The sequence below is a fragment of the Okeania sp. SIO2F5 genome (assembly GCF_010692685.1).
GTDB lineage: Bacteria > Cyanobacteriota > Cyanobacteriia > Cyanobacteriales > Microcoleaceae > Okeania > Okeania hirsuta.
In genome coordinates, this window is record NZ_JAAHGU010000061.1 from 1 (window position 1) to 21,027 (window position 21,027).

Sequence of the window (21,027 nt, forward strand, 5' to 3'; positions counted from 1 at the left end):
GTTTGTACGGGGGCGATCGCTGCGCCGTTACCTTCACAATATTATGGCAGATGATTCAAGGTTGGGCTTGTTTTCTTGATATTACTGACGGGTACAAGGTAAATCCAAGCTTAATCGAGGATTGTGATCACCTGGTCAGCACCCGCAGCAATGACGAGAGTAGAAGGAGAAAATTGGCGTTTAAGACACTACGGACGCTAGGTTACATCGCAAAACTTTATGCTACTCCAAGTCCATTGATATGTTGTGCAAATCAGTTCGCTTGCTGATCTATGATTTGAAACATCAGCAAATGCCTCAATTACCTTAATCATTCGTCACTGTGCAACACCATAAACGAACCTGAAAAATTTGTATGAAGTTTTGAAAATTTATCGGTGGAGAATGGGCATAGAAGCCATGTTTAAAGACTTTGACATCCTCTCTGGCCTAAAGGCACAGGGATTCCTATCGAACCTTAATTCCTAGGGAGGTTGACGCTTTGGTGGCGCATAGCTCCGCCAACACAGGGTGCTGCTTCCTTGGCGGTAGTCTGACGCTTCCCTCAACGTCCGTTTAGAGTTTCCGAGTGCCCCCCGACAACTATAACACTCTACCGTATATTCAATACTCTAGCATATATTCAATTCACTTACAAATAAAAAGTCGCCCTATAAGAGCAAGGCACCTACCCCAATTTTTCGGTAAAACAGGTGGATATAATCTAGAGGGAAGTCTAGGTAATGTACAAGGTTTGACTAATTTAATTTCACTGCTTGCTATTGCTAATACTGGTTGATTTTATCAAGGTAAATTTCTCAAAAAATTCGGTGTTCAAAATTACATTTATAGATGAACAGAAGCTCAAAGAAAAGATAGAAGACATAGCAATTTTTGGGTAGGTATATATGGTGAACTGTGGGAGATTGCTGGGGATTATTTAGTTGATATTGTTCAACAGATAATTAACCTGAATCCTTAAAAAAGTCTGATGAGCACAGGGGATTAAAAGCTCTGTCAATGTTAGATAATATTTAACCATCGTGATATTGTTATGCGAGTTTGAAAAAAGAATGCTACAAGAAGGTGCGTCTCGATCAGAGAGGGTTGAAAAGCAATGCAGTTCAGTTAAGGATTTTTTTTGCAGTTCTGTAAGCTCAAGAGCTACTCTAATGGTTCCATACCTTATGAGTTTTAGTATTATCTGAACTTTATTGGCTTAAAAAGAGCTACTCCAATTAATTTTAGACAGCTATCTCTATCATTTTTCTATTTTTCTTCAATATTTCTTCCTTCTTCCCTCTGACCTACAGACGTTGCATGCAACGTCCCTACCATTTGCAACAAATATTTATCACCCTTGGTATAACTCCTAACTCCTCAGCGAATAGCTAGTCTGAGCCAGAATATCGTAGAACCAATTTTCCATACGATTTCCATAAACTTGAATAGAATATTCAGCTTCCGCTTGTTGCCGACAAGCTAAACGATCAAGTTTGTCTAGATTGTTAATTGCTTTTACCAATTCTACTAGATTACCAGACTCAACTAGCCAACCTGTTTGGCCGTGACGCACTATTTCAGTAGGACCTCCCTTATTATAAGTAATTACAGGCACACCACAAGCTAATGATTGAATGGCAGTCATGCCAAATGCTTCACTCCATCGATGGGTCATTAAGTACCCTCGACTGCGTCGCAGCACTAATTGCATTTCCTTAACTGGTAAAAACCCTAAATATTCTACTGGAGCATCAGGATAACTTTGCTGGATACTCTCCCAGTAAGACTTATCCTGAAGCAAACCCATTATTTTCAAGGGGATACCAGTATTTTTTGTCGCCTCAACAGCATCTTCCAATCCTTTTTCAGGAGAAATACGCGCCACCCAAACCAAGTAATTATCTGGTTTATCACAGTATTGGTAGTCTTTTAAGTCAATACCATTTCCCACAATTCGACATCTACTAGCAAATGGGAAAGTTTCTGCCTGAGCTTTTGTGTGAACAGCAATAGTACCAGGAAAACTAATACTGGTTTTTTCTATAATCTCATCCATTGCCTTTGACAGAGAACCCATGCTTACCAGATGGGCAATAGGGACATTCAAAAATAGAGATAAATAAAAGGGAAGCCAGTCATAAGCAAAGTTAACAATCAAGTCGTAATTACTTTGCTCTTTTCCAATAAACTCCCACATTCTATCAAGCACAGAGTTAGGGATTATTGAAATAGGGGTGTCATGATTTAATTGCTGAATGCTAACTTGCAGTTCTCCAGTAATTTCAATAATTGGACAATCTACTTTAGTTATAGAACCCTGTGGCGCAACTATATCTACCCTGTGTTCTCTGAGGATCATTTCTTGGGCAATATTTTGTAATGTGAATTCGACTCCACCTCCAGTACCTGAACCAATAGCTCCCACAGGTGTAGAAGCAAATAATAATCGTAAGGGGTTAGCTTGAGCAGTTGCCATTTTTTTTGCCTAAATTATCAAAGGGAACATAAAACCTACATTCCGCACAACAAAATGTAGTATAGAATCAGGAGTCAGGAGACAGGAGACAGGAGACAGAATTTTAGAAGAAAATCATAGCTGCCGTGATTGAGTCATTAATCAAGCAAGTATTTATGCGTAAATTTTTTACTCAGAATTTGATCGACGAAAAAAGTAATTGAGATGATTTGCATAGTATAAATACTTACAAAGCTACGGATTTACATACTACTTTTAATACTACAAAATGACGTACGGAATGTGGGATAAAACAGACAAGAAAATCATTGAGCAACATTGGGGTCTGAGTCAAATTAGAAAAACCCAGGTTGTATCAAGCTCTCAATATATTAAATTATCCCGATTCCTTTAGATATTAAGGAATATTTTATAGATAGATACTTCTTTAAATACTTCACAATTTTTGATAACATCTGGTTGTGATTAAATGGGGGTGAAATACTTCTAAAAAATGCGATTGTAGCGTTTGAAAAAAATATTTCACAATAGCTGTATCATCTAAATGAAAAGGATATTCGTTGCCAAAACCCTTAGAAAAATACCAATTAATTAGTAATTTTCCATCAGAACTCAGAAGTTTATGAAACTCAATTAACTGTGATATTGGGTCTGGTAAATGTTCCATGACATCAAAACACATAATTGTGTCAAATGAGTTATAAATTTCCAATTTTGATGTGACTTGAATTTTGTCAGATAACCCTAATTTTTCGGAGCGCTCCAGAACAAAATTGCAGTTAATCGGATTTACATCTAAGTACTGAACTTCGGTAACATTTGGACACAAAGCAGCCGCAAAGGAATGTGTTCCAATCCCCCCACCAAAATCCAAAACCCGACCTTTAGCAAAATCAGCAATTAAATGTAGCATATTACCGATATAATCACAGCTTTTTAAATGCCACGCTGCTAATTCTAAGATATAGGTTGCTCCGACTTGGTCTCGATAAAATTCGATTGCCATTTCCCAATCAAAGTTTTGTCCCAACTTAGTCATAGCTTGATTACTTTCCTGAATTCGAGTCTCAAGGGTATGTCGATCTATCTGCAAAAACTCCTGGATGTGGTTTTTCAGATCGAAAGAATTGTCCCAATAAGCTTTGAGAAACTCAGGTTTAGCTGCAGTTAACATAGAAAATGACTCCTGAATTTTGTACACTTGATGTTGCCGTTCTTAGAAACCTACGATAATCTATAATTATCTGTTCTATTCTTGCTTCTACCTGGCAACGTTGGCGTTATCCAGTCCACAAGCTGACACGGACGTTTCCTGCGCAACGCTAGCGCGAAACGCGGAACGCGGAGCGTAGCTCTCACTGCCCCCCATAGCTAAATTTAACGCTGCATTTCCTACGGAATGCTTCCCTACGGGATGCTACGCAAACGCAAACAAGTCTTGATCGCAGCTAAAATTGCAGTGTTCGCAATTGAACAAACAGTCTGATAAAAACAAAGACTCGCAATTCAGTTCCACAGTTAGAGCAGGTTTTAGAACTAGGAAACCATCTATCAACAATGGTTAATTTAGAGCCGTACAGTTGACATTTGTACTCTAGCTGTCTACGAAACTCATAAAAACCCATAGACTAGGGCAGACTTAGCTAGCTTATAGTTGGCCATCATTCCTGACACATTCAGATCTTCACCCACCACTCTTGCTCCCCTCCCAGCAGGGGATGGGGGTGGGTTGTAGTTAAGAGCCAAATAAGTAGGCACGTTTATGCAATGTATCTTTACGAATATTAGCTATTTTACTGTGTAGTCTAGCTATTTTTAGCTGTGCTTTTTTCCAGTTATTGGAAAACTTGGTTTTATACCTGTTAAGGTATTGCAGTCGTGATAGTAATAATTCTAACTTTTTTTTTCGATTTAGCACCATCAAACATTTCGCAATAGTGATAATGTTGCTAAGGTTTTTACTCCTAAATCTACACTAACTACATCTACTGAATTCTCACTAATTTGAGGTTCTGTTTTAATCTTGAAACTAATGAACCAGCGGTTAGCTTTTCTACTAATAGTTACAGACGACAGATTGACATTATCTGGCAAGATCTCAAAAGTTTTAACCCATCCAATTCTAGGCGTTGCACAGTGACGAATGATTTTATATTTTTGATGAACAAGATTTTGGATTTGATAATTGCTAGAATGATTAATTAATGGTTTTTTTTTAGTCAAAGTCTAAACTAATTTTTGGCAATATCATTCTATAATGTGCAACCCCCAATTCTAGGTAATTTTATCTGACCCACCTCTCTTGCTCCCCTCCCAGGAGGGGATGGGGGTGGGTATTGAACCATCTAAAGTGTTTGCGTAGCATTCCGTAGGAAAACTATCATCTTTGCCTTTTTTCTTGAATTTAGGCTAACCAGAGACTTTCTTAAAGTAACGCTTCCAAGCTGATGACAAATATTTCAAAGCATATTGAGGTGCTGTTTTAGACACTTCGTAGTACCAATAGTTTTGAGGTTTAACCATTGCTACCAAAAGCAAAGGCCAAGTCAATAGCAGTAGGAAATTTAATTTTGCTATCAGGATTAATAGAATTGTGATTAAGGATGTTTCTAGTCAGCCATAATCCACAATTACAGGCATGACGACCCACACCAGCGTGTTGGGCAAGTAATGTTTTTTGTTGATTTGTGGGTTGCAACTCAGTTTTGAATCCTAGTAGCATAAAACAGATAATCGGAGATTATTATAGATAATACCAGATTATAGGTAACAGTTACAAGTCCTTATCAACTCAATGACTAATCAGATAGTGATTAAGTTGAGTCGCTGCCATCTTTTTATCTCTCTTTTTGCCCCATATTTGCATGGAGTATTGCACCATTAATAACTGGGTTAGTCGCTGCAAAATAAATGGTTTGTGCAATCTCTGAAGCTTCGATTAAACGATTTTGAGCATTCATAGTTTTTATCTGCTCAATAATTGTCTCATCATGATTAAGATGATTTCGTAACATTGGGGTATCGGTAAAACCAGGACAAACACAAGCTGTATGAATACCTCGATCTATTAAATCCTGACAAGTGGCTCGCATTAACCCCACTGCTGCGTGTTTAGAAGTGACATAACTAAAGGCACCAGGCACCGCCTTTTCTGAGAGAGTGGAACCCACATAAATAATAGCAGACCCCTTTGACATTTTTGGCATGACTATCTGATTCAATATAGTTGGAGCAACCATATTAATTTCCAAGATATCTCGTAAATTATTGGCTTGAATATTTTCTACATTATCCTTATCTAACCGGGCAGCATTGTGAACTAAAATCACCCTTTCAGAATATTCTAATTTAGGTAGTAACTCTTGTTTCAAATTTTCCTCAAAACCTTTTGCAGCTAAATCTATCTGAATATTAACTACATCTGGCAACGGACATAAATTTCTAGAAAGGTTAATAACCTGAAATTCCTGTTCCAGAAATAGTTTAGCTGTTGCCAATCCTATGCCACGACTTCCACCAGTTATAACCAAATATTTTTTGCTCATTTTTTACTCCAAAAACTGCTACCTGACTGACCAGGACCAGAGAATATTTTAACTTCTATTGTTTGAATCAAATGCTCTTGATTTTCTTGTACATTAACAAGTAATTGTTGCAAAAACCAATGAGAAAGCTCCTCTACAGTAATATTTCGCACCGGAAGCAACTTTACATCTCGTTTAAGAAATGGTATTTTCTCTTTACCACCATTGAATAAAGCATAGATATATTCATCGAATTCTTCTATTTTGAGATAAGGATTTTTTAATGGCAGTAGAAAAACTTCATCAAGAAATTGACAAATATTAAGGATAATTTCTTTGTAAATACCATAGTCAAAGGTCATGCCATTGTTTGTCACTTCAGCCTCGAACATGACATATACAGAAAAACTATGACCGTGCAGATTTTCTCTTTCACTATCTGAAAATATAGTGAAGTGACCTGCTGAAAAGTTCATTGCTTGCTTAAATAATTCAATTTTAGTAAGTCGTTTTTTCATAGAAAATGCACAGTTATATAAATCCTAAAAGAAATAGGAATGAAGAAAATACAGGAAATTAAATAGTCATTGGGGAATCAACATAAATATTTGGTTCTTGTAGATAAAATTCAATGCCAAAATTTTTCAGCTCCTTAGAAATATTTTGATTAGCAACTTCCAAAAGTCGCTTTCTTAATTGGATAGAATTTTCACTAGAACCGAGAATAAAGAAAGTTATCCTCGCCCGACATTTATCTCTATGTTCATGGTCAAAGACTGCTATTTTTGTACTTCCTGGGTCAATACCAAATACTGAATCTGTACTATTTTTAACCACTTGCTGAACTAGAGCTTTTTCTCGTTCTATCAGTTTCTTGGTAAAGTCTAAATATAATAAAACCATCACTTTTTTACCACGGGTAATATTCTCAATTCCTGCATTGGCTAATTGATTATTAGGAACAATATATAGTGTACCCGTGGCGGCTTTCCTGATTTTTGTAGAGCGCAAACCAATAGATTCTACTCTGCCATACATCTCACCTTCTCCTAATGAGAAACGAATATAATCTCCAGGAATAAAAGGACGGTCTAAATACAATACAACAGTACCAAACAATTGCTCCAAAGTTTTGGAAGCAGCAAAACTAATAGCTACACCACCAATAGATACTCCAGCTAACAAACCTGTTAATGGAAATCTTTGACTTTGAGCATAACCTATTGTGGCAATAAATCCGATTACTACATTTACTATAGTCTCAAATACTAAGAGTAACTCATCAGCTTCTAAGCCTGATTTACGAATAATTTCAATGCCATATATCCTGAGTACTTGCTGAAATAAACGGGAAGCTAACCAGGCAATACTAATCACTACAACAAGAACTATTAAAGGATTAAAGAAATTGTATAATGCTTTGTATTCTTCTAACCAAACTGAGGATAGAGAAATTAATATAAATGTTCCTGCAACTTGGAAAGGTTTTGTCAGTGGACTAATAAAGTTGTTAGTAATTTCTTTGCTTGAACTAGGCAAAAACTTATTAATAATTAATTGCACTATTCCTGGTGTATATTTTCCTATCAATACAGCTCCCAGGGCAAATACAAAAAAAATTAGATAGTGAGGAATGCTAGAACCTTGCAAAAAAACAGATAGCTGATTGACCTTGTTAATTATATTTGAAAAAAACATAATCAATTAAACTGTAATTGGTGAATCAACATAGATACTGGGTTGTTCAATATCAAAAGCAATACCATATTCCTTAAGTTTCAAAGTAATTCTTTGGCTAGCATTATCCAACATTTGACGACGCAAATCCATAGATACTTTACCAGAACCTAAAATAAAAAATGTAATCTGGGCTTGAGTTATATCTTGTAAGTTAGAATTCTGTGAATTTTTAAAGGTAATATCAGTATTACGAGGCTCTATGCCAAATACATCACTTGTACTTGCTAAGATAACTTGACGTATTAATGCTTGTTCTTCAATATCTACCTGACGATAAAAAGTTAAGTATAGAATCGACATAACTTTCTTGGCTGCGGTAAAGTTTTCAATATTTACCTGTGTCAGAGAATTATTAGGAATAATAATTAATGTACCCTTACCAGAAGAACGGATTTTAGTAGAGCGTAAACCAATTGATTCTACCCTACCAAAAGTACCATCTGGGAGACCAATATAATCATCTACTACAAAAGGTCTATCTACATAAAGTACGATACCACCAAGTAATTGACTTAAAGTATTTTGAGCAGCAAAAGCAACTGCTACACCTCCTACTCCTAAACTGGCAATAATACCAAATACATTAACTTGATGGGTCTGAGCAAAAATGATAATAGCTAATACAAGAATGATAAAGTTAGCAATAAATTTACCTACTACAAATAAGTCACTATTAGCTTTTTGATCGCTTCTAAATGCTGCTTCTATTAAATAAACATCAAAAAACTTTTTAGCAAATTGAGAACCTAGCCAAGTAGTTGTGATAGTTAAAATTAAACTCAGAGTAATTTCTATAATATATACCTGAGAATATGGTGTAACAGCCAGAAGAGTTATCTCAGATATGGCTATGGCAATTACTACTCCAATTAGTGATTTATTTGGAGATATTATAATTTTATATGCTTCGGAAATTTCTGTAGATATAATCCTCTCTATTAATTCAGGCAGTTTGCGAATTCCGATAACTACGACTATTCCTATGACTGCGATGGCAAATATTTGCAGGATTTTACTAATATCTATTACTATTTGTTCAGGAATTTGAATAGTTTCGGTCATAAACAATCTTTATTTGAAAATAATTTTCTGAATTTGATTTAATTTTTATCTCTTAGTTGATTTTTTTATTATACTCTAAAATTTTTAAAATTTTGATTTATGCTAAATTCGGTTATGATAAGCTACTTATATAAATAATCGCCAAATTCTTTGATTAAAGAATTTAATTTCTTTGAACATAGTCTCAGTAAACTCGAATGTATCACCCAGTTTACTTGAACAACTAAAATTATTGTCTGTTTAAATTTAAGTTTTATCGAGGTTAAAATCAGTGGATTATTCACTGATTTTAACCCGTTTATATCTTTTTTATGTATAGCTTGAAAAGACTTGATTCAAGTAATTTACGAGGAAAGAGGATTTAGTCTGAGAAAATAGCGATCGCCTAAATTATATTATTGATTAGACCTAGGCGTGAAAAAGATATAGATTTTTTGCAGGAGTAGGCAACAGCTCCGGAAGGCAACAGGCAACAGGTAAGATATTTTTACGCGCGAAGGCACTAAAAAGGATTTTTTAGGGTAAATTTTTCTTTCCTTAGCTGATCTAATTAAAAGATTTATTTATTTTCCACCAGATGTCTATTAATTAATTAATTAAATTAATTAAAAAGTTGGCGATCGTGTTAGAGGTGCTGAACACTATCGCTTTTAATTTCATATTATTTTTACTCAGGAAACTCAGGAATTACCCATTTAGGAGGAGTCATTCTTTTCTTCATAACTGCTTCTTCAGCTATTTCCAACATTTTATCTAAGGGAGTATCATCAATAAACTTTGATGTTTCTTTTACATATTCCTGATTCGGGCATTTGTCACCTAAAACACATCCATTAACACAAGCTTCTGCACAATTTACAGTGTTTTCCATCCTATTTTCCTCTGGTAGTTTAGTTATTTTATAGCAGATAACTTTTTCTAGTTATCCACTTCAGCAGTCATCATTTGACTTTCAATATTATTATAAGCTCTATTAGTTTTAATTTTTTCCAAATAATATTTATCAGTTAACTCATCAAAACAAGAAAATATTTCATTAAGTAAATTAACTAACTGCGTAGGAGGAATATTTTCTGATAACTGAGTAAAACCTACTAAATCAGCAAACAAAATAGTTACTTCGGCAAAACTTTCAGCAATATTTTCCTGTTCTTCCTTTAATTTTTCTGCAATAGGTTTAAGCAAAATATTTAACAACAGAAGTGAAGAAATGGATAACAGAGAAAAATTATAACTCTACTTTGAGAAGCTGGGCTTAATATAATTAGGTTTTTACTATAAAATCAAACTCGTTCAAACGCTCAGAAATAAAACTAATACTCAGAATAATGGAATTGATAATCCTGGTAGAGGAATTAAAACTCTGTCTAATTGATGCACTGTAGGTAAGGCTTAGATATGAAACTAATGGTAGAGAAGGTAGATATATAGTCATTCCAGTTAAGATTGAGACAAGGGTTTCTTGCCTTGAAAGAGTTTCAGCTAAAAAAGTTTTCCAGTCTTATTCAGAATGACTATAATTAGTAGTTGCCTACTCCCTACTTCTCTACAGCAAAAGTGGGTAATTTACTAGATATCAATTTTCAAGAAACCTAAAATTACCCACAATTTTTGATAATTTAACTGCTGCCTAACTGACTAATCCTTTGCTAAGTAACTCATAAAGAAAAGAGTTAATAAAAGTTAGTCCTAAAGAACCAATTAACGCACTCCAAAATCCCCAACGTAGTCGAAATCCACTTACTAACCAGGCAGCTAAACCAAAGATAACAAGATTAACAACTAGAGTAACTAAACCAGGAAGAATTATATTAACTGGTAAAGCTAAAGTTCCTAAAATTGGACGTACAAATACATTTAACAGCCCAAATATCGCCGAAGAAATCAAGGCAATATTAAAATCATCAATTTCTACCCCAGTAGGCAACTTAGAAATAATAAACAAACTAACAGCAGTAATCAACCACATAACAATCAGTCTAACAATCTCTTCAGTAGCCATTTTTTTCTCCTTAAATTAACAGAAATCTAAACATTAAATCGGAAGAGCAAAACATCTCCTTCCTTAACAACATAATCTTTACCTTCACTCCTCATCAGACCCTTTTCTTTAGCAGCAGTCATTGAACCAGTAGCTACTAAATCATTATAGGCAATTGTTTCTGCTCGAATAAAACCTCTTTCAAAATCAGTATGAATTACACCAGCAGCTTGAGGAGCTAACATTCCAGCCTTAATCGTCCAAGCTTTGGTTTCTTTTTCTCCAGTAGTAAAATAAGTACGCAATCCCAACAATTCATAAGTTGCCTTAATCAGAGATTTCAACCCACCTTCTTCTACTCCTAAAGATTCTAAATAATCAGCTCTTTCTTCCTCCGGTAACTCAATTAATTCTGATTCTACCTGAGCTGAAATTATCACAACTTGAGCATTTTCCACCGCAGCAATATTGCGGACTTTTTCAACCCAATCATTCCCACTAGCCAAATCATCCTCAGACACATTAGCGGCATAAATTATGGGCTTAGAAGTTAACAGATTTAAAGGCTTAATCAACAGAAATTCTTCTTCATTTAAGTCAGCCATTCTCACCGACTTACCTTCATTTAAAATCCCCTCTAATTTTGTCAAAACTTCTAACTCTGCCTGAGCATCTTTACTGGTACGAGCTTGTTTTTTAGTCCGTTCAATTCGGCGTTCAACTTGAGCTAAATCGGACAAAGCCAATTCTAAATTAATTACCTCAATATCTCGCACTGGATCGACAGAACCAGAAACATGAATAATATCCTCACTATCAAAACAACGGACTACCTGAACAATAGCATCAACCTCTCGAATATTAGATAAAAATTGATTACCTAAGCCTTCTCCTTTACTAGCACCTTTTACTAAACCAGCAATATCAACAAACTCAATTCTAGTAGGAATAGTTTGAGCAGAATTAGAAATTTTAGTCAGCACATTTAACCGCTCATCTGGCACCGACACCACACCAACATTGGGTTCAATTGTGCAAAATGGAAAGTTAGCAGCTTCCGCTTTAGCATTAGCAACCAAAGCGTTAAATAAGGTAGATTTTCCGACGTTGGGTAGTCCGACAATTCCAGCTCTGAGCATAAATTTAAGTCAAAAATTAAAAGTAAAAAGTTAAAAATTAAAGAAATTACAGGTAGGGTTACTGTATAACTGCCTATTTAGATTAGGATAGCAGAAGGAAAGAAGAATCTTGATTTCTAACCTCAAGTTTCACTTAAAATCAAGAATCAAAAAATAAAAAAACCTAGTTTGCCTTTTTTGTTAAATGAGGAGGAGCTAGCGGGACTTTGATATTTTTTAGGCTGAAAATGGCTTCAAACTCAACGGTAGCAACGTGTTTTCGTTGCTCTGGCTAAAAATGGCTCAAATCTAGCTTGTACAATAAATAGGCTATTTTGACCTTAAAGCATTACACAGCAAGGATTTAAAACGATTTTTAAGGTATTTTTTGCTAAAGTCCCGCTAGGTAAATAAGCCATAAGTTTTGCAGTGTAGAAAAACAGTTTATCAAAATAAAAATTGAATAATCTCAAATATAGCAATGAGCGCTCAGGTATTTACAATGTCTAGCTCAAAGTGCAGTAAGGGAAAAGGTGTACAAAAAATAATGTGTAAATATGCCAGCGCACATTGCTATACTTATTGTTCAATAGTAAGAGCGATCGCAATAGGGATGCAGAATATGATCAGCAACCAAATAAACTGAAAGAATTATTTTCCTTATCTTGTTAAATAATAAATTTTCAAAAATTTATTTACATAGAAAGTCTAGATTAAGTTTTGTGGAGTTAGTGGTTTTTAGCTAGAAAATTAAGTTAAAGTATTTTTTGATTATTAATTAAAATTCTATATCAAAAAACTATTGTGCAATGGATCAAGAAAAAATTATTGGAACTAGAGAAGCAGCATATTTATTGGGTATTTCCGGTCAACGTTTGCGGATATTATTGGCTCAAGGTAGGGTGAAAGGTGCTTATAAAGAAAAAGGCTTCTGGAAAATTCCCATTTCTGGGCCAGAAGATCATGAAATGCCAGTAATTATTCCTGGTACCAGAGGACCGAAAGGTGTTTGGTGTAAGCGGAGGCGTACTAAACCGACTATGATTCATGTTAATCAGCACATAATTCAGCGCAATGCAAATAACCCACTAAAAGATATAAAACCAGTAGTTTCTGTGAAGCAGACTAATCACAATAACTATGGTTATCAGCTAGAAATCAAAGGTCCTTGTCGAATTGTTTATCGACCTCACAACCCGGCTGGATGTGGCGCTCATTTGTGGATAGATACTTATAGTCCTGTGCAATTTGTGGATACGAATTTTAAACCTATTACTGCTAATCGAGCTTACAAATATATATAGATGTAAGTTAAGTAGATAAAATTTAGATTTTTTGCAATATTCTGTCGTGATAAACTGATAGTTAAAGTCAAAAAAATTAATGACAGATGGATAGTGCTGCGAAAAATCAAGCCCTTGTAGATGCTTTGGCAAAAAATCTGCCGGAGGATGCATCTGAAGCTCAAGTTAATCAGATTTTTGCTTCTGAATTATTCAAGTTTTTAGGTTTTGAACTAAATGAACAGATACCTTCTTTTCCTACAGGAAGTGGTACTGATGCTGTCGATTATGCTCTCCGTCATAGTACGGAAAATGATATATTTTCCCAAACAAAGACTAATCCAGATATTCTCGTAGAATTGAAAGCTAGGAATGTTAATTTAGCTCCAGATTCGACACAATATAAAAAGACAGTTGTACAAATTAAGCGGTATTTATTAGCAGAAAACTGTCAAACAGTGAAGTGGGGAATAATTACCAATGCTAATCACATCCAATTATTTAGAAAGCATGGAAAGGTTATTCATCCAGCGACAGTTTGTCTAGAAATTAATCCAGAGAATATCATCAAAATAGCGACATCAATTAAAGAAAAAATTGATAAGCCAAAAAAAGCATTAACAGTAGCAGTTTATAACAATAAGGGTGGCGTAGGAAAAACAACAACTACAGTTAATACAGCAGCAACCTTATCTCTGTATAATAAGAAAGTTTTGATTGTGGATTTTGACCCTAATCAAAGAGACCTGACAAATTCTCTAGCAATAAAACCAGGTACACCTACTTTTTATGATTGTTTAGTAGATAAAAATATTAATGTCACAGATGTCATTTATCCCTACAGACGCAATAATAGAGGATCCAAAAAATCATTTGGTTTTGATGTAATTCCAGTGCATGGAAAACTTGGCGATTGGGACGATGTTGCGCAAAAAATTACCTTTGATAGATTAAGCAAATTATTAGACACACTAAAAAATAGCTATGATTATATCATCATTGATGCTCCTCCCAACTGGCGAATATTTAGTGTTAGTGCTGTTTATGCCGCAGATGTAGTGTTAATTCCAGCAAAACATAACAACTTATTTTCCTTAGAAAATGCAGCCATAGCTATTAAAGAATATATTCCAGCAGTTCAAAAAGCAAGGAGAAAAGATGCAGCAAGAAGAAAACATGAAGATTTCGGACCTGTGGCTCTACCGATTTTTTTAAACGGTGAAAGAATGACCGATGCTCAAAAGAAAGTTGCTAAATCTTATATCAATAAACTGATTAGAGAAGCTCAAGAAAATTCAAATCATCAATTTGCTCTCAGACCATATTTTTATCCCCGCTATACAGCAGCAAACAAAAATACAGATATATTTGAACTTCCTAATTATGCTTCTATTGCAAATTCTGCCTTTTCTCATATACCTGCTGTTTACAAAGATAAAATAGCTAAGGGATATTATATTAATTTGGTTAAGGAGTATTTTTTACAATGAGTAATTTGAGTAAGTAGAACGGTTCAAAAAAACAACAAGTTAGTAACGAAAAGTAAATTTGCCAAAAACTCTCTTCCCTTCTGCCCTCTGCCTCCTGCCTTTTCATAACGATAATTTTCAACACCGACCTACTTAATATTGGTAAGTTAATACATCTAATATTGATGAAATTGAACCGGGGGATGGAATAGATGCGTCAGAATTTATAATGTCAGCAACGACAAAATTTCTGAATAAAACAGATGGTAAAAACTGGATACCTGTCATTGTGAAAAAAGTGGTAGAAGAGCAATATCAAGTCATTGATTAATTCTTTGATTTTCGCACATATTATATAGATTTGGTTAAGGAGTATTTTTTACAATGAGTAATTTGAGTAATATTGGTAAGTTAATACATCTGTATATTGATGAAATTGAACCGGGGGATGGAATAGATGCGCCAGAATTTCTAATTTCAGTAACGGCAAAATTTCTCAGTGAAAGTGGGGGGCGAAACTGGGTACCTGTAATTGTGAAAGAAGTTGAAGAAGATAAATATGAAGTAATTGGTAACTCCTTTATTTTTGCTGTAGCTGAAGCTGCTGGTTTGGAAAAAGTTTGGTGTGTTATTGCTGATGAAAGTGAAGAAACTGAAAAAATTAGCAAAATTTTGTCTGGGGAAAAAATACCACAAATAAATCTTTCCACCGCTACGAGAGACGAAATTAAAACAGCACTTCAATACTTAATTGAAAAACCAGACAGTCAACTTAAAGGAGTGAAATTAGCAGTAGTCACAAATCGTATTGATGAAGCACCACGTCAATATTGGAAAGATTTTAAACCCATCACAAAATTAAAGTGTGGAATTACAACTTCTAAAATAAATGCTTTGAAAGAAGTTTTTTATCTGACTCCCCAATCAATGCCCAAACCAGAGAAAGTAAATCTTTCTACTGCTACAAAAGATGAAATTCAAGCAGCACTTCAATATTTAATCGAAAAGCCAAATAGTCAACTTAAACAAGTTGAATTAGTAAAAGCCACAGAACGTATTGCTGAAGCTCCACGTCAAAATTGGAAAAGCTTAGAACCAATTAAAAAATTAAAATGTGGAATTGGGAAAGCAAAAATTAATGCTTTAAAAGAGATATTTTATCTATAGGATAATGATGAAGCAAATAAGGGGAAATATTTTTCCCACTGCTCCCTGTTTCCTGATATAGAATTTGAGTAATTAACTATCGTATGATTTGAGAAGTTAGGAATCATCATAAATTACCTAAATATCATTTATCTGCATTTTTATAAAACCTTGTCCTTAAAGATAGGATTTAAGCAAAGATACATCTGAATTAAAATTATTTAATTTTCCTGATTATTCATAATTCTTTTTTCATCCTTGGTACTAGAGGTCATTTCAGTTATCAGTTATCAGTACTTCTGCAATAAGGAGGCTTGACATAAGGAATATTTTATTACAGATAGTAGGAATAATCAGAAAAAATAACCATAAAAATTTACTAAAACAAGAATTAAATCCTTCAAAACGATGAATTTTCAAACTTAATTAGAGGATTGGATATATACAGGATTAATTGATAGTAAAATTTTTATTCAGTTATTAGATAAATTCAATCCAGATTTATCTATATCTACGGTAATTATTTAATGATTTATATATATATCTATAATTAATCTCGCGGATAAAATGACTGAAAAACGGTAGTGGTGGGTTAGTCTTGCATAGTAATGGTAGATGGGAATGAATAACAGTGCTTCATGGGAGCAAGATATGAACAAGGGAGCAAGATGCTCCCACTGTTTTTGTACTTGACCAAAATAATTACAATAGACCACCATTGAAAATGCACCACCACCAAATTTTCTACCTAATCAATATCAACTAGAAAATTGCTGTAAATGCTCAACCAAAACAAAGCACCAATAATTGAAACTCTTAAAAATCTTACCCAAAAATCTCATGCTCCTTTCTACGCACCAGGACACAAACAAGGAAAAGGCATTCCACAACCACTTAATGACTTATTAGGTAAAAAAGTATTTCTAGCAGACTTACCAGAATTACCAGAATTGGATAACTTGTTTGCCCCAGAAAGTGTAATTAAAGAAGCTCAAGAATTAGCAGCAGAAACTTTTGGTGCATTACAAACTAATTTTCTTGTCAACGGTTCAACTACAGGAATTATCGCTGGAATACTAGCTACTTGTGGAAATGGAGACAAAATTATTTTGCCTCGGAATATTCATCAGTCAGTAATTTCTGGGCTAATTATATCTGGAGCAATTCCCATTTTTATCAATCCAGAATATGACTCAGATTGGGATATTGCTCTAAGTGTCACCCCTGAATCTATTGCCCAAACCTTAGTAAAACATCCAGACACCAAAGCAGTAATGGTAATTTATCCTACCTACCATGGTGTCTGTGGAGATATAGCAGCGATCGCCCAAGAAGTCCACAAATATAATATTCCCTTATTAGTAGATGAAGCTCACGGTCCACATTTTGCTTTTCATCCAGAATTACCAATTCCAGCATTAGTTGGTGGAGCAGATTTAACAGTACAATCCATTCATAAAGTATTGGGGGCAATGACCCAAGCATCAATGTTGCATCTTGGCAGTAAGCGCATAGACTCTTACCGACTCAGCCAAGCCCTACAAATGCTACAGTCTAGTAGTCCAAACTATTTACTTTTGGCATCCCTCGATGCTGCCCGCCAACAAATGGCTTTGTTTGGTCAAGAATTAATGAGTCAGACTCTAGAATTAGCTAGGGATGCTAGAAATAGAATTAGTCAACTGCCAAATTTTTCTGTATTTGATAGAGAAAGAAGAAGCTTGACTAGCTCACCAGGAAATTCAGATTTATCAACTGATGAGGGGAAAAGATTACCTTTTTTTATGAAAGGCAGAAAAGTTGCTAAAAGTTATATAAATTCAGGATTTTTTGATCTTGACCAAACCAGATTAACAATAAAAGTCTCTGATATTGGTTTGAGTGGGTATGAAGCTGATGAAATTTTGCATCAGAAATTAGGTGTTACCTGTGAGTTACCAAGTTTCAAAAGTCTGACATTCATTATTTCTCTAGGAAATACAAAAGCAGATATCGACCAGTTAATAGATGCTCTAGTAAATTTAGCACAGCAAAATTGTAGAAATAAATTTAACCAGCTCACTGACTTTAAGACAGAAATTGACGATTATTTAATTGATTCCTCAATTCCTTTATCTCCCAGAGATGCCTTCTTTGCCCAGAAAGATTATTTGCCCATAGAAAAATCATTAGGTTGTATCAGTGCTGAACTTATTTGTCCCTATCCACCAGGTATTCCAGTGTTAATGCCTGGAGAAATTATTACTCAACAGCATTTGAAAATACTTGAACAAGTCCGAGCATTGGGTGGGATAATAACAGGGTGTAGTGACCCTACTCTCAAAACCATTAAAGTGTGTAGGGTTTACTGAAAAAGTCTTTTTGTAGAGGTAGGGAGTAGGGGCGAATCGCGATTCGCCCGTACAGGAGTAGGGAGTAGTTAGGAATTAAGAGAAATAGGAGTGAAAGAGGAGTTAGCCAGAAAAAGAGTAAGAGTGATTTTTCTATCATCATAGAGCCAAAAATGCTCAATTTTTAAACCTCAGTAGCCTAAAAGTTCGCACTTTTTGATACCTAAAAACCCTAAAACCAATATCATTCAATGCTTCTATATTTAGGGCTTGCTGAAAAAGTCTTTTTGCGCTCGGCAGGGAGTAGGGAAGAGTCAAGAGCAATTAGGGGCTGTAGAGGACATAGAAGGAAAAACTATCCCAAGATTATTCTGCCTCTCAACTTACCCCTATACTCACTTTTTGAGCTTTTTTAGGCAAAAAACTGCTACTTTTTCACTACCTAAAAATGCTAAAAACTTTATATCAAGACTTTTAGATTTATTCAGCAAACCCTATTTAATCAGCCACGCCCTATGTAGATTTTAGCCTTAGGCCGAAATATCAATTACTTTTCTGAATTCCTGCTAAAAAAAATTTTCCTATGTCTTCTCCACTTTGGCCTTATGTTACTCCAGGCATCTCCGATGACCTATTTGAACGTTTACCTGGCATTCCGATGAGTAAGCGAGAAGTCCGCTTACTGTTAATATCTTATTTACGATTACAATCAGACTCTATTGTTTGGGATATTGGGGCAGGAACAGGCACTATACCAGTAGAAATTGGATTAATATGTCCCAAAGGCCGCATTATTGCTATAGAAAGGGATCGAGATGTAGCAAATTTAATTCGGAGAAATTGCGATCGCTTTGGAGTAGAGAATGTCAAAGTCATTGAAGGTAATGCTCCTGAATGTCTTGATGGTTTAGCCGAGGCACCTAGTCGTGTCTGTATAGAGGGAGGCCGTCATATCAAAGCCATACTCCAGGAAGTTTGGAAAAGGTTATTACCACAAGGCAGGGTCATAGCTACTGCTGCTAATCTAGAAAGTCTTTATGCTGTTTCTGAAAGTTTTGCTGATTTACAGGTTCGCAACGTAGAAGTAGTTCAGCCTGCACTGAATCGTTTAGAGACAAGAGGTATACATCAGACTTTTGCGGCAATTAATCCCATATTTATCCTTAGTGGTGAAAAAATAGACTGAATTTTACCTGTTTCCGCAATTCGTCTCACACCGTATTCTTGGAATCGGTGTTGAGATGATTTGCGGGCAGGGACTTCAGGGGCAGCGAATCAATCCAATCTTCTACGAGGGATGTCATAGTCTTGTCCCTGGCTGCTGCATATTGCCTCAATTTATTTAACCTTTTTTCGCTAATTCTTAAATTTAATGCTTTGTTTTTTATAAACACCTACACAATAGCTACACTTTTATCTCAACGTTGGTTGAAAACCCGCGCTCTCCCGAAGGGGAGCACAGGGATGGGAAAACCAATCAATAAGAGCGGTTCTTACAAGGGTATGCTATTCTAAATAGAATTAGGCTGCTGGGCTAGCAGTTTCAGTCTGTGGAGCGCGCCTTTAGACCAGAAAGAGGTTTGGCCTCGGAGGCAGGTGCTACGTTAGCGCAGCTCCTCTGTCAAGAGGAACCATACAGTCTTGAACAGCGAGGTTGAGGAATCCCGCGTTGTCGCGCCATGCGCAACGTCGGGAAGATGTCAAGTAAGTATGTTTACCAGTCAGACAGCAAGAGAATTATCAATGAGAATTTCTTATCAATACCGATTAAAGCCTAATAAACAGCAACGAGTTATTATTGATAACACTCTGAATATGTTGCCTCATCAATATAACTACCAACTTGCTCAAAGATTTGATTGGTATGAATAAAATAGATGTTTTATTGATAGATGTCCCCTAGTTTGTCACCTACCGGAATTAAAAGACAAACCGACAAAAGCAACTCAAGAAAAAAGTTTAGTTCAACTTAAAAAAGATAGACCTTGGTACAAAGATATTCATAGTCAAGTACTTCAATCTGTATCATAGCGAGTGGAAAAAGCTTTTTCTAGATAATTGAAAGGTGATTTTAAAAAATTAATTATTAATAATTAATTGTTACCTCGAGAGTGAAAACGGAATTGATTGACTAATCATGAAAAATTTTTCTTGTTTCTCCACGGCGAGTGAGAGACTTTAAACCTTAATTATTCAATTGTTCATCGACCACTTCCCGAAGGGTTTAAGATTAAAACAGTTTCTGTAACTAAGAAAGCTGATGGGTACTATGTAACTTTAAGTCTTGAAGATTAAACTAGCCCTAAGATTATTCCAGTCGAGGGAGTGTCTAATCCTGTGGGAATAGATATGGGACTTAAATCTTTTTTGGTTAAATCAGATGCTATTGATGTAGAAATTCTTCAGTATTACCGCAAAGCACAAAAACGATTGGGAAGAGTCCAAAAATCAGTCAGCAGGAAAAATAAGGGTGGCAGCAACAGAAAAAAAGCTGTAGCTAAACTAGGCAAAGCTCACAAAAAAGTAGCTGATACCCGGAGGGATTTTCATTTCAAAATAGCCAAAAAGTTGATAGACAATCATGATTTGATAGCCCATGAAAAGCTCAATATCAAAGGATTGGCTGGAACCAAAATGGCTAAATCAATTCTTGATGCTGTTTGGGGTCAATTTCTGTCAATTCTATCAACCAAAGCCGAGAATACTTGGTTGTTAACGGTTGCTGTAAATCCGAGAAATACATCTCAAAATTGTTCAAATTGTGGGCATAAAGTACCTAAGAAACTATCTGATAGATGGCATTCATGTCCTAATTGTAAATATGAAGCAGATAGAGATGTGAACGCAGCAAAAAACATTTTAAATTTGGCCGTGGGGCATCCCGTTAGTAGTAAAGCTGATTGAGTAACCGAAGCA

General features: G+C 35.2%; 21 protein-coding genes and 1 pseudogene. 8 read left to right on the plus strand and 14 right to left on the minus strand.

Going from position 1 to position 21,027, the window contains the following annotated elements:
• Positions 1–310 (plus strand): annotated as a pseudogene (locus F6K27_RS18735) (IS1 family transposase); the annotation flags it as partial.
• A gap of 1,041 nt (positions 311–1,351) precedes the next feature.
• Here F6K27_RS18735 and F6K27_RS18740 read toward each other — a convergent pair.
• The 14 genes from F6K27_RS18740 to ychF all read right to left on the minus strand — a co-directional run bounded on the left by F6K27_RS18740 (position 1,352) and on the right by ychF (position 11,904).
• Positions 1,352–2,458 carry a glycosyltransferase gene (locus tag F6K27_RS18740; RefSeq protein WP_287277896.1) on the minus strand — a complete coding sequence of 369 codons (1,107 nt, stop codon included), beginning with the start codon at positions 2,456–2,458 and terminating at the stop codon, positions 1,352–1,354.
• A gap of 436 nt (positions 2,459–2,894) precedes the next feature.
• On the minus strand, positions 2,895–3,632 hold the full coding sequence (locus F6K27_RS18745) for a bifunctional 2-polyprenyl-6-hydroxyphenol methylase/3-demethylubiquinol 3-O-methyltransferase UbiG (protein WP_287277898.1): 738 nt from the start codon (positions 3,630–3,632) through the stop codon (positions 2,895–2,897).
• 274 nt (positions 3,633–3,906) lie between these two features.
• Positions 3,907–4,083 carry a zinc ribbon domain-containing protein gene (locus F6K27_RS18750; protein ID WP_205127462.1) on the minus strand — a complete coding sequence of 59 codons (177 nt, stop codon included), beginning with the start codon at positions 4,081–4,083 and terminating at the stop codon, positions 3,907–3,909.
• A gap of 110 nt (positions 4,084–4,193) precedes the next feature.
• Entirely contained in the window at positions 4,194–4,379 is a 186-nt protein-coding gene (locus F6K27_RS18755; RefSeq protein ID WP_124146273.1) for a hypothetical protein, read from the minus strand.
• Positions 4,379–4,681, minus strand: coding sequence for a hypothetical protein (locus F6K27_RS18760; RefSeq protein ID WP_124146272.1), 303 nt, complete (start codon positions 4,679–4,681; stop codon positions 4,379–4,381). Before F6K27_RS18760 ends, F6K27_RS18755 begins: the two co-directional genes overlap by 1 nt.
• Positions 4,682–4,973: 292 nt before the next feature.
• On the minus strand, positions 4,974–5,180 hold the full coding sequence (locus F6K27_RS18765; protein WP_287277900.1) for a helix-turn-helix domain-containing protein: 207 nt from the start codon (positions 5,178–5,180) through the stop codon (positions 4,974–4,976).
• 115 nt (positions 5,181–5,295) lie between these two features.
• Entirely contained in the window at positions 5,296–6,003 is a 708-nt protein-coding gene (locus tag F6K27_RS18770) for an SDR family oxidoreductase (RefSeq protein WP_287277901.1), read from the minus strand.
• On the minus strand, positions 6,000–6,500 hold the full coding sequence (locus F6K27_RS18775) for a 6-carboxytetrahydropterin synthase (RefSeq protein ID WP_124146270.1): 501 nt from the start codon (positions 6,498–6,500) through the stop codon (positions 6,000–6,002). Before F6K27_RS18775 ends, F6K27_RS18770 begins: the two co-directional genes overlap by 4 nt.
• A gap of 58 nt (positions 6,501–6,558) precedes the next feature.
• On the minus strand, positions 6,559–7,680 hold the full coding sequence (locus F6K27_RS18780) for a mechanosensitive ion channel family protein (RefSeq protein ID WP_287277902.1): 1,122 nt from the start codon (positions 7,678–7,680) through the stop codon (positions 6,559–6,561).
• Between the two features lie 6 nt (positions 7,681–7,686).
• Positions 7,687–8,784 carry a mechanosensitive ion channel family protein gene (locus F6K27_RS18785; RefSeq protein WP_287277903.1) on the minus strand — a complete coding sequence of 366 codons (1,098 nt, stop codon included), beginning with the start codon at positions 8,782–8,784 and terminating at the stop codon, positions 7,687–7,689.
• Positions 8,785–9,451: 667 nt separating this feature from the next.
• A complete protein-coding gene (locus F6K27_RS18790) occupies positions 9,452–9,655 on the minus strand; it encodes a hypothetical protein (RefSeq protein ID WP_287277906.1) in 204 nt (67 codons plus the stop codon).
• A 47-nt stretch (positions 9,656–9,702) separates the two neighbouring features.
• The gene (locus F6K27_RS18795) at positions 9,703–9,969 is read right to left on the minus strand and encodes an adenylate/guanylate cyclase domain-containing protein (RefSeq protein ID WP_287277907.1); all 267 of its coding nucleotides are present in this window, start codon (positions 9,967–9,969) and stop codon (positions 9,703–9,705) included.
• Positions 9,970–10,414: 445 nt separating this feature from the next.
• Positions 10,415–10,786 (minus strand): phage holin family protein, encoded by a 372-nt coding sequence (locus F6K27_RS18800; RefSeq protein WP_124146265.1) that lies wholly within the window; start codon positions 10,784–10,786, stop codon positions 10,415–10,417.
• A gap of 26 nt (positions 10,787–10,812) precedes the next feature.
• Positions 10,813–11,904, minus strand: a complete 1,092-nt coding sequence (gene ychF, locus F6K27_RS18805; protein ID WP_287277909.1) for a redox-regulated ATPase YchF — start codon at positions 11,902–11,904, stop codon at positions 10,813–10,815.
• 788 nt (positions 11,905–12,692) lie between these two features.
• Here ychF and F6K27_RS18810 point away from each other — a divergent pair.
• The 7 genes from F6K27_RS18810 to F6K27_RS33790 all read left to right on the plus strand — a co-directional run bounded on the left by F6K27_RS18810 (position 12,693) and on the right by F6K27_RS33790 (position 21,015).
• Positions 12,693–13,187 (plus strand): hypothetical protein, encoded by a 495-nt coding sequence (locus F6K27_RS18810; RefSeq protein WP_287277911.1) that lies wholly within the window; start codon positions 12,693–12,695, stop codon positions 13,185–13,187.
• An 86-nt stretch (positions 13,188–13,273) separates the two neighbouring features.
• Entirely contained in the window at positions 13,274–14,656 is a 1,383-nt protein-coding gene (locus F6K27_RS18815; RefSeq protein WP_287277913.1) for an AAA family ATPase, read from the plus strand.
• A gap of 363 nt (positions 14,657–15,019) precedes the next feature.
• Positions 15,020–15,802 carry a Rho termination factor gene (locus F6K27_RS18820; protein WP_287277915.1) on the plus strand — a complete coding sequence of 261 codons (783 nt, stop codon included), beginning with the start codon at positions 15,020–15,022 and terminating at the stop codon, positions 15,800–15,802.
• A 758-nt stretch (positions 15,803–16,560) separates the two neighbouring features.
• Positions 16,561–18,132 carry an aminotransferase class I/II-fold pyridoxal phosphate-dependent enzyme gene (locus F6K27_RS18825; protein ID WP_287277917.1) on the plus strand — a complete coding sequence of 524 codons (1,572 nt, stop codon included), beginning with the start codon at positions 16,561–16,563 and terminating at the stop codon, positions 18,130–18,132.
• A gap of 562 nt (positions 18,133–18,694) precedes the next feature.
• Positions 18,695–19,297, plus strand: coding sequence for a precorrin-6Y C5,15-methyltransferase subunit CbiT (cbiT, locus tag F6K27_RS18830; RefSeq protein WP_287277919.1), 603 nt, complete (start codon positions 18,695–18,697; stop codon positions 19,295–19,297).
• A gap of 524 nt (positions 19,298–19,821) precedes the next feature.
• Positions 19,822–19,983 carry a helix-turn-helix domain-containing protein gene (locus F6K27_RS33785; RefSeq protein ID WP_353736018.1) on the plus strand — a complete coding sequence of 54 codons (162 nt, stop codon included), beginning with the start codon at positions 19,822–19,824 and terminating at the stop codon, positions 19,981–19,983.
• Between the two features lie 453 nt (positions 19,984–20,436).
• Positions 20,437–21,015 (plus strand): transposase, encoded by a 579-nt coding sequence (locus F6K27_RS33790; RefSeq protein WP_353736019.1) that lies wholly within the window; start codon positions 20,437–20,439, stop codon positions 21,013–21,015.
• The last annotated feature ends 12 nt before the right edge of the window (positions 21,016–21,027 follow it).

Excerpts from the sequence above, each read along its gene's own strand:
- F6K27_RS18815 (WP_287277913.1), top strand. The coding sequence starts at position 13,274 with ATGGATAGTGCTGCGAAAAATCAAGCCCTTGTAGATGCTTTGGCAAAA.
- F6K27_RS18790 (WP_287277906.1), bottom strand. The coding sequence starts at position 9,655 with ATGGAAAACACTGTAAATTGTGCAGAAGCTTGTGTTAATGGATGTGTT.
- ychF (WP_287277909.1), bottom strand. The coding sequence starts at position 11,904 with ATGCTCAGAGCTGGAATTGTCGGACTACCCAACGTCGGAAAATCTACC.
- F6K27_RS18820 (WP_287277915.1), top strand. The coding sequence starts at position 15,020 with ATGAGTAATTTGAGTAATATTGGTAAGTTAATACATCTGTATATTGAT.
- F6K27_RS18770 (WP_287277901.1), bottom strand. The coding sequence starts at position 6,003 with ATGAGCAAAAAATATTTGGTTATAACTGGTGGAAGTCGTGGCATAGGA.
- F6K27_RS18740 (WP_287277896.1), bottom strand. The coding sequence starts at position 2,458 with ATGGCAACTGCTCAAGCTAACCCCTTACGATTATTATTTGCTTCTACA.
- F6K27_RS18780 (WP_287277902.1), bottom strand. The coding sequence starts at position 7,680 with ATGTTTTTTTCAAATATAATTAACAAGGTCAATCAGCTATCTGTTTTT.
- F6K27_RS18755 (WP_124146273.1), bottom strand. The coding sequence starts at position 4,379 with ATGGTGCTAAATCGAAAAAAAAAGTTAGAATTATTACTATCACGACTG.
- F6K27_RS18810 (WP_287277911.1), top strand. The coding sequence starts at position 12,693 with ATGGATCAAGAAAAAATTATTGGAACTAGAGAAGCAGCATATTTATTG.
- F6K27_RS18745 (WP_287277898.1), bottom strand. The coding sequence starts at position 3,632 with ATGTTAACTGCAGCTAAACCTGAGTTTCTCAAAGCTTATTGGGACAAT.
- cbiT (WP_287277919.1), top strand. The coding sequence starts at position 18,695 with ATGTCTTCTCCACTTTGGCCTTATGTTACTCCAGGCATCTCCGATGAC.
- F6K27_RS18765 (WP_287277900.1), bottom strand. The coding sequence starts at position 5,180 with ATGCTACTAGGATTCAAAACTGAGTTGCAACCCACAAATCAACAAAAA.
- F6K27_RS33785 (WP_353736018.1), top strand. The coding sequence starts at position 19,822 with ATGTTTACCAGTCAGACAGCAAGAGAATTATCAATGAGAATTTCTTAT.
- F6K27_RS18800 (WP_124146265.1), bottom strand. The coding sequence starts at position 10,786 with ATGGCTACTGAAGAGATTGTTAGACTGATTGTTATGTGGTTGATTACT.
- F6K27_RS18785 (WP_287277903.1), bottom strand. The coding sequence starts at position 8,784 with ATGACCGAAACTATTCAAATTCCTGAACAAATAGTAATAGATATTAGT.
- F6K27_RS18750 (WP_205127462.1), bottom strand. The coding sequence starts at position 4,083 with ATGGGTTTTTATGAGTTTCGTAGACAGCTAGAGTACAAATGTCAACTG.
- F6K27_RS18825 (WP_287277917.1), top strand. The coding sequence starts at position 16,561 with ATGCTCAACCAAAACAAAGCACCAATAATTGAAACTCTTAAAAATCTT.
- F6K27_RS18775 (WP_124146270.1), bottom strand. The coding sequence starts at position 6,500 with ATGAAAAAACGACTTACTAAAATTGAATTATTTAAGCAAGCAATGAAC.